Here is a 13,268-nt window from a genome sequence, read left to right as displayed (position 1 = left end):
CGTTTTTGAATATAAAATCATCTTAACCCTCCTTCCAAAATAACCCGAAGGGAAAAATAAAGAACCATGAGCAAAGAAATGAAAGTACCCACGGTGGGAGAATCCATCTCTGAAGTCACAGTTGGGCAATGGTTTAAAAAAGACGGAGATTTGGTACAGTTGGACGAAGTCCTCTGCGAACTCGAGTCCGACAAAGCAACTTTTGAATTCCCATCCGAAGCAGCTGGGATCCTTAAAATAGTAGCCCAGGAAGGCGATACCGTCGAGATCGGCGGTCTGATTTGTACCATCGAAGAGGGCGCCAGCCAAGCAACTTCCGCACCGGTTGCAGCAGCTTCGTCGGCCCCTGCAGCTAAAGCTTCTGCAAGTGGTGAAGTGAAGGAAATGATCGTGCCGACTGTAGGTGAATCTATCACCGAAGTTACTTTGGCCAATTGGATCAAGAAGGACGGAGATTTTGTGACCCTCGATGAGGTAATCGCTGAGGTAGATTCGGACAAAGCCACTTTCGAGCTTCCTGCAGAAGCCACCGGAATATTGAGACAGGTAGCCAAAGAAGGTGACGTCTTAGAGATCGGCGGTTTGATTTGCAAGATAGAAGTGACTGAAGCCGCTCCGGCAAAAGAAGCTCCAGCTTCCGCTCCGGCCGCTGCAAGTTCGTCGGCTCCGGCATCTGAGAATTACGCATCAGGCCATGCCTCACCGGCCGCTTCAAAGATTTTGTCTGAAAAAGGAATACCTGCTACCGCTGTTGCCGGTTCTGGAAAAGACGGACGTATCACCAAAGAAGACGCGATGGGCGCCCAGAAAACAGCTCCGGTAGCTACGCCTGCGGCGGCTCCTGCCGCGAAGATGGAGGAAAAAGCTCAGGCCGCTCCCGTAGCAGGATCACGAAATACCCGAAGAGAGAAAATGACCTCTTTGAGAAAGACCGTTTCCCGTCGCTTGGTTGCTGTGAAAAACGAAACGGCCATGCTCACGACTTTCAACGAAGTGAACATGAAACCAATCATGGATCTGAGATCCAAGTTCAAAGATCAATTCAAGGAAAAGCATGGGGTAGGTTTAGGCTTTATGTCCTTCTTCACCAAGGCGGTCTGCGTCGCTTTGAAAGAATGGCCAGCAGTGAACGCTCAGATAGACGGAACAGAGATCGTTTACAACGACTTCTGCGATATCTCAGTGGCAGTGTCTGCTCCCAAAGGACTGGTCGTTCCGGTGATCAGAAATGCCGAAGCGCTGTCATTTGACCAAATTGAAAAAGAGATCGTCAGACTTGCTGGAAAAGCAAGAGACAACAAGCTTTCGATCGAAGAGATGACGGGTGGAACTTTCACCCTGACTAATGGGGGGATCTTCGGATCCATGATGTCCACACCGATCATCAATGCGCCGCAGTCTGCCATCCTCGGCATGCACAACATCGTCGAGCGCCCGATGGCAGTAAACGGTGAAGTGAAGATCCTTCCGATGATGTATCTGGCACTATCCTACGATCACCGAATCATCGACGGTCGTGAATCCGTCAGCTTCTTGGTGAGAGTGAAGCAATTGCTGGAAGATCCGACGAGATTGATGTTTGGAGTTTAATTATTGTACGAAGTACAATGTACCAAGTACAAAGTATGCGGAGATAGTTATTTAGGTGTCTTTAGGTTAGATTCATAGTATATTTTTAACCTAAAACACTTTTATATGAACCGGTACAAAGAACTACTCGTTTGGCAAAAAGCAATCGACTTAGCTGTCGAAGTTTATCAAATTACTGAAAAACTACCGAAGGAAGAACGCTACGGCTTGATCAGTCAAATCAACCGAAGTGCGGTGTCAATTCCTTCTAATATTGCGGAGGGAGCTGGACGAAACACGAATAAGGAGTTTAATAATTTCTTGGGAATCGCCCAAGGTTCATCTTTTGAATTGGACACTCAGTTGATTATTTCCAATCGACTGAATTTCATCTCAAATGACGAATATCAAAAGATAGAATTGCAGCTTGAGTACATCCAGAATATGGTCGCCAAGCTCAAAAAGAGTCTAAATGTTTAACTTCCGGCTACTTGGTACTTTGTACTTGGTACCTGGTACAAAGGCAAAAAAATGTACGACGTCATAGTAATCGGTTCTGGTCCGGGTGGATATGTAGCAGCGATCCGCTGTGCCCAACTAGGGATGAAAACCGCCATTGTAGAAAAGTACCCAACACTTGGAGGCACCTGCCTCAATGTGGGCTGTATTCCTTCCAAGGCACTTTTGGACTCTTCCGAGCATTATCACAATGCTTCTCATACTTTCAAAACCCACGGAATAAACCTGTCAGACCTCAGTGTGGATCTCGGTCAGATGATCACCCGCAAAAACGACGTGGTTAAGCAAAATACCGACGGCATCCAGTTTCTGATGAAGAAAAACAAGATTGACGTCCATCAGGGCTTTGGGTCTTTTGTGAATGCCACGACCGTGAAAGTTACCAAAGACGACGGTTCTGCTACAGATATTCAGGGCAAAAACATCATCATCGCGACTGGCTCCAAGCCATCCAGTTTGCCTTTTATCAAGCTGAACAAAGACCGTGTCATCACTTCTACTGAAGCCTTGAATCTGAAGGAAATTCCAAAACACTTGGTCGTGATCGGCGGTGGAGTAATCGGTTTGGAGTTGGGATCTGTTTATGCACGTCTGGGAGCCAAAGTTTCCGTAATCGAATTTATGGATTCTCTGATTCCGACCATGGATCGCACGATGGGCAAGGAGCTCCAGAAGTCCTTGAAAAAGATCGGTTTCGAATTCTATCTGAAACACAAAGTGACTGCAGTCGAGAGCAAAGGCAACGAAGTCACGGTGAAAGCCGACAATGATAAAGGTGCAACTGTGGAGATCAAGGGCGATTATGTCTTGGTTTCCATTGGTAGAAAACCTTATACGGATGGCCTCAATGCCGAAGCTGCCGGCGTCAAAATCACCGACCGAGGTCAGATCGAAGTCAACGATCACTTACAAACCAACATCTCGAATATCTACGCGATCGGTGACGTGGTGAAAGGCGCGATGCTTGCTCACAAGGCTGAGGAAGAAGGTGTATTTGTCGCCGAGACTTTGGTAGGCCAAAAGCCGCATATCAATTACAACTTGATTCCGGGAGTTGTCTACACTTGGCCGGAAGTTGCGGCGGTGGGATATACCGAGGAGCAACTGAAGGAGCAAGGCAGAAAATACAAGACCGGGAAGTTTCCTTTCTTGGCTTCCGGCCGTGCGAGAGCTTCGATGGACACCGACGGTCTGGTTAAAGTGCTCGCTGATGCCGACACAGACGAAATCCTCGGTGTGCACATGATCGGCCCACGTACTGCCGACATGATCGCCGAGGCCGTGGTAGCAATGGAATATCGCGCTTCTGCTGAAGATGTCGCCAGAATGTCCCACGCGCATCCGACCTATACAGAAGCTTTCAAAGAAGCCTGTCTGGCAGCGACTGATAACCGGGCACTGCATATTTAAGCATTGCAATTTCAATATTCTACGAAGCCATCCTGATCAATCGGGATGGCTTTTTCTTTTGTTTAAAATTGCCTTAATTCCATCATGAAGTTCAAAATAGCCATCTTGGGTGCAGGAAACGTGGCATGGCATCTAGCTCCAGCCTTGGAGGATGCGGGTCATGAGGTTACGGAAGTGTATGCCAGAGATCTGGAAAAAGCGACCCAAATCACCGAGCGGGTGTATTCCGCTGAGCCTAAAGACGATCTGGATTTTTCAGACAGCAAAGCGGAGATTTTTATCCTTGCGGTCAAGGATGACGCGATCTCCGAAGTCGCCGATGAGGTGATTTTGCCGGAGGGTAGCATCTTGGTTCATACCTCGGGTGCCATATCACTGGATGTGCTGGGATACAGCTCGGCGAGCTATATGGGGATCTTGTATCCGCTTCAGTCCTTTACCAAAGGCAAAAAAATCGACTTGGAGGAGGTTCCTTTTCTGGTTGAATCAGACGATGAAGGAAGTCTCCAGAAACTGAAGAAATTGGCCAAGAGCCTCTCGCCGTTGACTTACTTGGTTCGCTCCAGAGACAGAAAGGCAGTTCATGTGGCGGCGGTATTTGCCAGCAATTTCACCAATCACATGATCCGGATCTCTGAGGAAATCATGAGAAGACAAGGCTTGGACTTTGAGATGCTGAAGCCGCTGATCATTGAGACGATCTCAAAAAGCCTCCAAATTGGCGCTAAAAACGCCCAAACCGGCCCGGCAGTTCGGGAGGACTATGATACGATGGAGGAACATCATCGGTTTTTGAACTTCAATGATCAGGTGGCCGAGATCTACCGGGCGATCTCCCAGGATATCATTGACAGCTGATCAATGGCTCCGGTCTCTTGCAAAAAAGGTGTCGAGCTATTTCAGGAGTTTATCCAGTTCGAGGATCGTGTGAAGCAGGACATTGGCACCGTTTGCAATATCGGCCTTAGATGAATACTCAGCCGGAGCGTGGCTGATTCCATCTTTGCTTGGGATAAAAATCATCCCCATGGGAGCGATGCGAGCCATCTCCTGCGCATCGTGACCTGCACCGCTGGGTAGACTTTTGGTGCCGTATCCCAATTTTTCGGCTTGAGCTTGAATAACTTTTCGGATTTCTGGATCAGCCAAAGCGGGTTTGCTGGCAACCTCGATGTGCTTGATGGCTAGTTCTGTTTGGCTTTCCAGGGCGAGTTGTTTTCCTCTTGCCTCGATGTCCGCGTATATCTTCCAGATTTTCTCCGAGGAAAGATCACGGAGTTCTACGTTTACTTTGACTTCACCCGGGATCACGTTGCCAGCGCCGGGGAAAGCCTGGATTTTACCGACGGTTCCTACTTGTCTTCCTTCGTAGCTATTCACGATTTCGTTCACTGCTAATACAAATTGCGCTGCCGGGAGCATGGGGTCATTTCGTTTGTTCATTGGTGTCGTACCGGCGTGATTGGCTTTTCCGGCGAACGTGAATTCCCACCACTCGATGGCTACGATTCCCTCGACGACTCCGATGTCCAGCTTTTCTGCATCCAAGATTCCCCCCTGCTCGATGTGGAGTTCCAGATAGGCTGCCAAATCCCCCGGGTTTCTTTTCAGCTCTGGAATGCGTTCAGGATTGCCCCCAAGCAGTTTAATCCCATCGTATTGGGTCACGCCGCTATTGCTGACTACCTGTAGGGCGTCTTCGCTCAGGGCTCCCGCCAAAGCCCGGCTTCCCACTACGCCGCCTTCCTCGTTGGCGAAGATGATTACCTCAAGTGGATGGTCGGTGGTGATGTTGTTTTCTGAAAAGGTCCGTACCACTTCGATTGCACCCATGGACCCTACCGGTCCATCGTAGTCACCACCATTGGGCACTTCATCGATGTGAGAGCCAAAGGCGATAGGCTTCAGATTTGGGTTTTTGCCGGCTTTTCTTCCAATGATGTTTCCTGCAAAATCAATCGATACATCAAGTCCCGCTTCTTTCATCAGACCTTGGACGTATTCCCTCGCATGGAGATCGTAGGAACTGTACGCCACCCGATCCGAACCTCCAGCGGCATTCTTGCCAAAAGTGGAAAGCTTCATCAAACTCTCATGAAGCCGGTCGGGATTCACTTTTGGGGTTTGGGAGAATGCTGGATAGGATAGAAAAAATGAAAGTAAAATCGGGAGGTATTTCCGGTTTGTCATGATTTGATAGGCTGGAGGAAAAACAAGTTAGCACAAAAAAAGTCCCTCTTTTCAGAAGGACTCTAGTTGATTTCGGGTGCTTATTTTAGCCAGGCTAACTTCACCTCGTCGGGAGCTTTCATCCGGTCAGCTACTCGCATATATCGATCGGCCAGCTTTACCAAGTAGTCTTGCGCTTTTGCGGCAGCAGAGTCCAGGCCGGTCAGGGCCTCGATTTTCCAAAGGCTCACCAAGTGCTCGATGATCCGGGCATAATCCCAGCTGGTGTAGATGCCTACTTTTTGGGTGATTTCAGAAAACTGGGTAAACAGCGAAGGGTTGGAGCCGCCTTCTCCCATCATTACTGCGGGCATCACGATCTGTTTTCTCATCAGTTTTTCAAAAGCGATGATGGCGCCATTTGGATCAATCTCGAAGATTCTTGACATGAAGGATTTGTATGCCTTTTCGTGTCGAGCTTCGTCACCTGCGATTTGTTTGCAGATTCTTCCCAGGATAGAGTCCCCTGCGATGTCTGCCAGCTTTCCGGTATTGACGTGGGAGATCTTTGTCGCTCTTTCCTGAAAGGAAGTATAGACGATCGCCTGGTACGGATCTCCGCCGGAATTGGGATCAAAGCCATTCATCAGCAGTCGGTGAATCGTCCGCTCGACGGCTTTCATATCCACTCTACCTGTCATGTAGAGGTATTTGTTGAGCAGGTCTCCGTGTCGGTTTTCCTCGGCGGTCCAAGTCTTGGACCATCTTACCCAGCCTCTTGGGGACAGGAGGTTTCGCTCAGGGTTGATTCCTTCCAGCATGTTGAAATAGGTCTGATAGCTAGGGAGCGCCTCTTCGGTGATCATATTGCCAATCAGAGAAGTCAATACCGTGTCTGGAATTCCTTCCGCTCTTTGCTGAAGAAGCTTGATTTCCTCGTGAATGTCTGGATTTCCGAAGTCTGGCAGAAAATCCGACGGCTGCCAGCATTTATCCGGATCTACGAGGATGTTATCAACGGCATCATCAACCAAGTCATCCAATTGTGAGATGACCTCTATGTTCTTTTCTAGTTCGTAATTGATTTCGGCTGATTTCATCGGGAACCTGATTTACCCGGGTGGGTTAGCCCCGGAGAGTTATGAATATGAGGTGAAAGGTACGGACAAATCCGCTTATTTGTGACAGAAATACTCCATTTCAGCTTTAGGTTTCCACAGATGGAACTTGAGTCGCAGAGATTTCTTACAGTTTTATATACGAGAAAAGCCCCGACTAAAGAGGCTTTTCAAATCAGAAGATCGCGATAGATCAATAATCCAGCTTGTAAGCCGCGACTTTATTCTTAAAGAAAGTCGGTACATAGACGATTTTTTCAGCTGCATTGTATCCGATATCTGCCGTGTTGGATTCTGCGCCTTTGGTGTCAAGTATCAGAGTTTGAGTAGAATCATTGGCGAAATAGATCTCTCCCTGCCATCTTGATGCGATGTAGTTGCCGTCGCCCAAGATGATCAAGCCATCGCCTCCGGTGACAGTTGAATTCAACACAGAAGCAGAGCCATCGGCGTCCCACTTTTTCAGCCCGGAAGCATCCAATCCGTAGATCGTACCGTCGGTGCCGACAGCCAAGCCGTTGATGGATTCATGTCCTTCTGATATTGTTGCAATCTCGCCGTTGGCAAAAGAGTGGACTTTGCCGGCTTTCATATCGGTGAAATAGACCGTTCCGTTGTGCGCCGCGGCGTCATTCAGAAATTGTGCGCCTTCTACTTTCCATTTGTTAGACACTTTGGAGGTAGCAATGTCGATTTCTACGAGCTCATCGATGTCAGTCACGTAAAGTTTTCCGTTGGCAATCGCCATTCCTTTTGGAGCGTTTAGTCCGGAGATCCATGCCGGATTGACGATTTTCCCTTCTTTGGAAATGATCGCAATGGAACCTTTGCCGTCCTTTTCCGAAGGGTCTTGTCCTTCGATATTTGCTACATAGATCGTTCCGGTGGACTCATCATAGAGCACAGATTCATTGGTCATCAGCGAATCTGGCGTTTCCCAAAGGAGCGTCAGTGTGGGAGTTTTGGTCTCCATCACTTCTACTTCTGTCACTGTTTCTTCGGTTTTCTGTGGTCCGCAGCTGAATAATGCAGTAGAAGCCGTGAGCGCGAGCGCCGAGTATTTAAAAATTGCTTTCATACGATTGTTGTTTGATGAGTGTGTCTTATCAAATTTCAATAATTATGCCTACAAAAGAAAATCCTGATTCGGGTGAATTGGTGCCTGATCTTGGGATTATGGTGCCGAAAATCTATCTGTAATTAGGTGTTTATTTCGAAAATCGGGGAATGTGAGTCCATTTTCGAATGCCATTTGTGGATTTTTTACCCGGAGATTTTTGAAAAGATGATAACTTCCCACTTAACCTAACCTACCGCCGATCATGAATAAATTACCTTATCTCGCTGGACTGCTCATTCTGGCGTTTTCCTGCGCTCCCAAGGAGGAAGTCATCGACTATACCAAAATGTCGGACGAAGAGCGGCTCAAGGCTGCTACCGAAATCGCCCAATCTACCATTATGGTAGATGGTCACGTAGATCTTCCCTACCGAATGAAAGTCGGAGGCTTCACACTCCAGCGGGAGATTTTGGATGTATCAGTTCGCACGCCTGATGGGAATTTTGATTTTCCCCGGGCGAAAGAAGGTGGGTTGGACGCGCCGTTTATGTCCATCTACATTCCCGCAGGAAATCAAAAAACACCGGGAGCATCGAAGGCTTTGGCGGATTCCCTCATTGCGATGACCGAACGCCTGGCGACGACTTTTCCGGATAAGTTTGCCATGGCCTATAGTCCGGCAGACATTGAAGCCAATTTTGCCAAAGGTCTTATCTCACTTCCGATGGGCATGGAAAACGGCGCCGGCATCGAGGATGATCTGGCAAACGTGGAATATTTTTACAAAAAAGGAATCCGCTACATCACCCTGACTCATGGCACCGACAACCTGATCGGCGACGCGAGCTACGACACCACCGGCACCTATGGTGGGCTGAGTGAGTATGGAGAGCAGGTGGTCGCTGAGATGAACCGCGTTGGCATCATGGTGGATCTGAGCCACGTGTCTGACAACACGTTCAGGGATGCGCTCGCTATTACGAAGGTTCCTATTATCGCTTCGCACTCTTCAGTGAGAAAATTCACCCCGGGTTTTGAGCGAAATATGAGTGATGAGCTCATCCGGGCCATGGCAAAAAATGGCGGTGTGATGATGATCAATTTTGGAGGAAGCTTTATTGATTCGGCCTATGCGGCTGGCTCTACCAAGATCAGAGAGCATCTCGTCAACTACATGGCCGAAAATAATCTCTCTAGGAGCGACTCCGCATATCGGGCCTATGCTGCTGAGTACGCCGCCGCCAACAATCCTTTCCCCACCGTCCAGCGCGTAGCGGATCATATTGATCACGTGAAAAATTTGGTGGGCATCGATTATATAGGTCTCGGTTCTGACTTCGATGGAGTTGGCGACACGCTGCCGACCGGATTGAAAGATGTATCGATGTTTCCAAATCTGATTGCTGAGCTTTTGAAAAGAGGCTATTCAAAAGAGGACATTGAGAAAATCTGCTACAAAAATGTCTTCCGGGTGTGGAACGCGGTGGAGGAATATGCCGCTGCGCAAAAAGCAGGTTGATTGGATTAGCGCTTACCCATCAAATTGGTGGGCGTCGAACTGGAGCACCATAAAATTTTCGACAACTGACTTTTCTCATAAAATTGCCGTCGGTTTAATAATATCCTTGTGTTGAAGTTTTTGAAATCTGAAACCGTAAGAGGCGTTAATTGTCCAAAATCTATGAAAATCAAACTTAGTTTACTGTTGTTTCTGGGCGTCATGACTCAGGCATTTTCCCAAGAAGGTTTGGCGCTGCACCTCAAGGGAGTGGAAGGGTGTTACATCGATTATTATTCGGCCTTCGTAAACAAAGGAGCGGGTGAAGTCTCTGACGGAGAGCATGAGGTAGTCATTTCAATCCTCTATCAAAACAATAGTGAATGCTACATGGGCAAAGTGACGGTGAAGGGTGGGAAATTCGTGGCTCCCGTCCAAATTCAAAAAGACGACATGTCCTATTCTACGTTGACTCCCATCTTCAAAGACTTTAGCCCGCAATGGCTGGCGATGCAAGATCCGAATACGCTCTACGAAATCAATGGAGGGATGAGTAAGATGTTTGTGAGCCAACAGGGTTATCAGCTTCAGATGTTTTTCCCAGAGTTTCTCAACAAGAATTCCGGTGTAAACAAAAAGGCACCTCCGGCCAGCGAACTACTCAAAGGAAACTAACAAAGACCCCGTCAGCAATGGCGGGGTTATTTTTTTCATCCTACTCGGAGGATTTCTGAGAGATTGGGCTTCGAAAGTTCCTTGACTGGAAAAATTCTAGGTTTTGAAACGCTGCGATTCCGCTGTATTTTAAACATCAGACTGAGGAAATAATGGCTTGATTAAATAAAATACGTAGCCGTCTTCCCTGTCAAAATTTCCATTTTTCATGGAAAACATACTTTTTTCCAGCCACTCTGGCTGAAATTTGCCCTTGGCGAAACATTTGAGCTTGGTGGAAAAGACTAACACCACTAACACACCACTATGGACTTCAACCAATTTACCATCAAATCGCAGGAAGCAATTCAGAAGGCCGCCGAACTTTCAGCCGCGGCGGGCGCTCCGGCGATCGAGACGCCGCATTTGCTGAAGGGCATCTTTGACGTCGACGAAAATGTGGCCGATTTTCTCTTCAAAAAGCTGGGCACGAATAAGCAATTGATCTCTCAAAAACTCGATCAGGAGCTTGCCAAGTTGCCCAAAGTGAGCGGAGGAAACCAGCAACCTTATTTGTCGGGATCAGCCAACCAAGTACTGGCCAAGGCCAAAGACTACCTCAAGACATTTGGAGACGAATTTGTGGCCATCGAGCACTTGCTTTTGGCTATTTTGGCGGGAAGCGATGCTACCGCCCAGCTGCTCAGAAATCAGGGTTTGGCTGAAAAGCCGCTGATCGAAGCTATCAAGGAACTTAGAAAAGGAAATAAAGTGACCGATCAAAACGCAGAAAGCAAATACAGGGCTTTGGAGAAATACTCCAAGAATCTGAATGATCTCGCCAAGAAAGGCAAGATCGACCCCGTCATTGGCCGTGATGAAGAGATTCGTCGCGTGTTGCAGATTCTTGCCCGCCGGACCAAAAACAATCCCATTCTCTTGGGTGAGCCGGGCGTGGGTAAGACCGCGATTGTAGAGGGATTAGCGCAGCGAATTGTGTCCGGCGACGTGCCGGAAAACCTGAAGTCCAAGACGCTGATCTCATTGGATATGGGCTTGCTGGTCGCTGGCGCAAAGTACAAGGGCGAGTTTGAGGAGCGTCTGAAGGCCGTGATCAAAGAGGTGACCGACGCCGAGGGCGAAATCATCCTGTTTATCGATGAGATCCACACCCTGATCGGCGCCGGAGGTGGAGGCGAGGGCGCGATGGATGCGGCCAACCTGCTCAAGCCGGCCTTGGCTCGTGGCGAATTGCATGCGATCGGCGCTACTACACTGAAGGAATACCAAAAATACATCGAAAAGGATAAGGCGCTGGAGCGTAGATTCCAGTCGGTCCTGGTAGATGAACCGGATGCGGCTGATGCAATCTCGATTCTCCGGGGGATCAAAGACAAGTACGAATTGCACCATGGAGTGCGAATCAAGGACGACGCGGTCATCGCAGCTGTCGAGCTTTCGCAGCGCTATATCTCTGATCGGTTTCTTCCCGACAAAGCCATTGACTTGATGGACGAAGCTGCCGCCAAATTGCGGATGGAGATCGATTCCCTGCCGCAGGAGCTAGACGAACTGAACCGTCGAATCATGCAGCTGGAGATCGAGCGCGAGGCGATTCGAAGAGAAAATAACCGTGACAAAGAGACCGTCCTGAGCAAAGAAATCGCTGAGCTCTCGGAGAAGCGCCAAAGTGTGAAAGCCAAGTGGGAAAGTGAGAAGGCGGTGATCATGGGCATCCGACGCGAGAAGGAAGCCATAGACAAGTTGAAAGTCGAAGCTGAGCAAGCGGAGCGCGCGGGAGATTTTGGCAAAGTAGCCGAGATCCGATACGGTAAGATCGTGGAGGCAGAGAAGAAACTGGAATCTTTCAAAAACCAATTGGATGAGATGCAGGCGGGCTCTCCGCTTCTTAAGGAAGAGGTCGACCAAGAGGATATCGCTGCCGTGGTAGCCAAGTGGACGGGAATCCCTCTGTCGAAGATGATCCAATCCGAGCGCGAAAAACTCCTTCATCTGGAGGAGGAGCTTGGCAGGAGAGTCGCTGGACAGCGGGAAGCAATCTCTGCTTTGTCTGATGCCGTGCGCAGAAGTCGGGCGGGTCTCCAGGATCCCAAGCGGCCGATTGGCAGCTTTATCTTCATGGGCACTACCGGTGTCGGGAAGACTGAGTTAGCTAAGGCGCTGGCCGAATACCTCTTCAATGATGAGAACGCCATGGTCAGGATCGATATGTCCGAGTATCAAGAGCGTCATGCGGTTAGCCGGCTCGTGGGAGCGCCTCCAGGCTATGTAGGCTATGACGAGGGTGGTCAGCTGACCGAAGCGGTGAGGAGAAAACCTTATTCTGTGGTGTTGCTGGATGAGATCGAAAAGGCGCATCCCGATGTCTTCAATATCCTGCTTCAGGTGTTGGACGACGGTCGCTTGACGGACAACAAAGGCCGTATCGCCAACTTCAAGAATACAATCATCATCCTGACGACCAATATTGGCTCTCATTTGATTCAGGAGCGATTTGCTGACATGGAAGAGTGGAACAAAGACGAGATCTTGGAGAAGACCAAAGCTGAAGTGTACGACTTGCTGAAGCAGTCGGTGAGGCCGGAGTTTCTAAACCGAATCGACGAGACGATCATGTTTGAGCCGCTAAACAAGCAGATCATCCGCAAGATTGTCGACATCCAATGGAAGGAGATTCAGAATCGTCTGTCTGAAGCCAATATTGAGATTGAAGCCACCAAAGAGGTGTTGGATTACCTTGGCGAGGTTGGGTTTGATGCGCAGTTTGGGGCTAGACCGCTGAAGCGAACGATGCAGCGGCTGATTCTGAACGAGCTTTCGAAGCAAATCCTGTCAGGCTATATCAAAAACGACTCGGCAGTCTTGGTGGATTTGGATGCAGACAAGCAGGTTTATTTCAAAAACGTCGAAACAGCGGATATCTAATCAAGTCGCCATATCAAAGAAAACCCTTGGGGAACGATCTCTGAGGGTTTTTTCGTCTAGTCCCGAGATTTGAAGTTTGAATACAAGCAGGTAAAGGCAGGGTAAATGTTCTAGGCATTGGTAAAATGAGTGCAGTGGACTTGCTTTTCGTTCGATGTAGTACTGCGTCTTCGGCTCTGGTTATCTGGGGCTTAAGCTGAAGGTAGCACCAGATTTATATGAGCTAAAGAGCCTGTTGTCCATTTGACCTTGGTTAAAGTCATTGTAATTTTCGTAGAAACTGAAGATAGTTGAAAATAAGTATAATATTCCGAGAAACGCTTGA

General features: G+C 48.5%; 10 protein-coding genes. 7 read left to right on the top strand and 3 right to left on the bottom strand.

The features are described from left to right. The first annotated feature begins 66 nt into the window (after window positions 1–66). The 4 genes from odhB to G459_RS0112320 all read left to right on the top strand — a co-directional run bounded on the left by odhB (window position 67) and on the right by G459_RS0112320 (window position 4,356). A complete protein-coding gene (odhB, locus tag G459_RS0112335; protein ID WP_026967933.1) occupies window positions 67–1,590 on the top strand; it encodes a 2-oxoglutarate dehydrogenase complex dihydrolipoyllysine-residue succinyltransferase in 1,524 nt (507 codons plus the stop codon). A 105-nt stretch (window positions 1,591–1,695) separates the two neighbouring features. Continuing rightward, entirely contained in the window at window positions 1,696–2,049 is a 354-nt protein-coding gene (locus tag G459_RS0112330) for a four helix bundle protein (RefSeq protein ID WP_026967932.1), read from the top strand. Between the two features lie 51 nt (window positions 2,050–2,100). Further along, entirely contained in the window at window positions 2,101–3,498 is a 1,398-nt protein-coding gene (gene lpdA, locus G459_RS0112325) for a dihydrolipoyl dehydrogenase (protein ID WP_026967931.1), read from the top strand. Window positions 3,499–3,582: 84 nt separating this feature from the next. Beyond that, complete coding sequence (locus G459_RS0112320) at window positions 3,583–4,356, top strand: Rossmann-like and DUF2520 domain-containing protein (protein ID WP_026967930.1); 774 nt, start codon at window positions 3,583–3,585, stop codon at window positions 4,354–4,356. Window positions 4,357–4,392: 36 nt separating this feature from the next. Here G459_RS0112320 and G459_RS0112315 read toward each other — a convergent pair whose 3' ends face one another. The 3 genes from G459_RS0112315 to G459_RS0112305 all read right to left on the bottom strand — a co-directional run bounded on the left by G459_RS0112315 (window position 4,393) and on the right by G459_RS0112305 (window position 7,863). Continuing rightward, on the bottom strand, window positions 4,393–5,688 hold the full coding sequence (locus G459_RS0112315) for a Zn-dependent hydrolase (protein WP_035455810.1): 1,296 nt from the start codon (window positions 5,686–5,688) through the stop codon (window positions 4,393–4,395). A gap of 80 nt (window positions 5,689–5,768) precedes the next feature. Then, window positions 5,769–6,767: an acyl-ACP desaturase gene (locus tag G459_RS0112310; RefSeq protein ID WP_026967928.1), complete on the bottom strand. Its 999-nt coding sequence runs from the start codon at window positions 6,765–6,767 to the stop codon at window positions 5,769–5,771. A 211-nt stretch (window positions 6,768–6,978) separates the two neighbouring features. Next, window positions 6,979–7,863 (bottom strand): SMP-30/gluconolactonase/LRE family protein, encoded by an 885-nt coding sequence (locus tag G459_RS0112305; RefSeq protein ID WP_026967927.1) that lies wholly within the window; start codon window positions 7,861–7,863, stop codon window positions 6,979–6,981. A 244-nt stretch (window positions 7,864–8,107) separates the two neighbouring features. On the opposite strand from G459_RS0112305, the gene G459_RS0112300 reads away from it, so the two are divergent. From G459_RS0112300 to clpB, 3 genes are all read left to right on the top strand, one after another. After that, a complete protein-coding gene (locus tag G459_RS0112300) occupies window positions 8,108–9,364 on the top strand; it encodes a dipeptidase (protein ID WP_026967926.1) in 1,257 nt (418 codons plus the stop codon). Window positions 9,365–9,526: 162 nt separating this feature from the next. Then, entirely contained in the window at window positions 9,527–10,018 is a 492-nt protein-coding gene (locus G459_RS0112295) for a hypothetical protein (protein WP_026967925.1), read from the top strand. A gap of 306 nt (window positions 10,019–10,324) precedes the next feature. After that, the gene (gene clpB, locus G459_RS0112285) at window positions 10,325–12,943 is read left to right on the top strand and encodes an ATP-dependent chaperone ClpB (protein WP_026967924.1); all 2,619 of its coding nucleotides are present in this window, start codon (window positions 10,325–10,327) and stop codon (window positions 12,941–12,943) included. Window positions 12,944–13,268: the final 325 nt, after the last annotated feature.

The sequence above is a fragment of the Algoriphagus terrigena DSM 22685 genome, assembly GCF_000429445.1.
GTDB classification, from domain to species: domain Bacteria; phylum Bacteroidota; class Bacteroidia; order Cytophagales; family Cyclobacteriaceae; genus Algoriphagus; species Algoriphagus terrigena.
Note: the sequence above shows the minus strand (reverse complement) of the source record. Positions and strands in the feature narration are given on the sequence as shown.

Bases quoted from the DNA above. Each gene is read 5' to 3' on its own strand.
- odhB (WP_026967933.1), top strand. From the start codon at position 67: ATGAGCAAAGAAATGAAAGTACCCACGGTGGGAGAATCCATCTCTGAA.
- G459_RS0112330 (WP_026967932.1), top strand. From the start codon at position 1,696: ATGAACCGGTACAAAGAACTACTCGTTTGGCAAAAAGCAATCGACTTA.
- lpdA (WP_026967931.1), top strand. From the start codon at position 2,101: ATGTACGACGTCATAGTAATCGGTTCTGGTCCGGGTGGATATGTAGCA.
- G459_RS0112320 (WP_026967930.1), top strand. From the start codon at position 3,583: ATGAAGTTCAAAATAGCCATCTTGGGTGCAGGAAACGTGGCATGGCAT.
- G459_RS0112315 (WP_035455810.1), bottom strand. From the start codon at position 5,688: ATGACAAACCGGAAATACCTCCCGATTTTACTTTCATTTTTTCTATCC.
- G459_RS0112310 (WP_026967928.1), bottom strand. From the start codon at position 6,767: ATGAAATCAGCCGAAATCAATTACGAACTAGAAAAGAACATAGAGGTC.
- G459_RS0112305 (WP_026967927.1), bottom strand. From the start codon at position 7,863: ATGAAAGCAATTTTTAAATACTCGGCGCTCGCGCTCACGGCTTCTACT.
- G459_RS0112300 (WP_026967926.1), top strand. From the start codon at position 8,108: ATGAATAAATTACCTTATCTCGCTGGACTGCTCATTCTGGCGTTTTCC.
- G459_RS0112295 (WP_026967925.1), top strand. From the start codon at position 9,527: ATGAAAATCAAACTTAGTTTACTGTTGTTTCTGGGCGTCATGACTCAG.
- clpB (WP_026967924.1), top strand. From the start codon at position 10,325: ATGGACTTCAACCAATTTACCATCAAATCGCAGGAAGCAATTCAGAAG.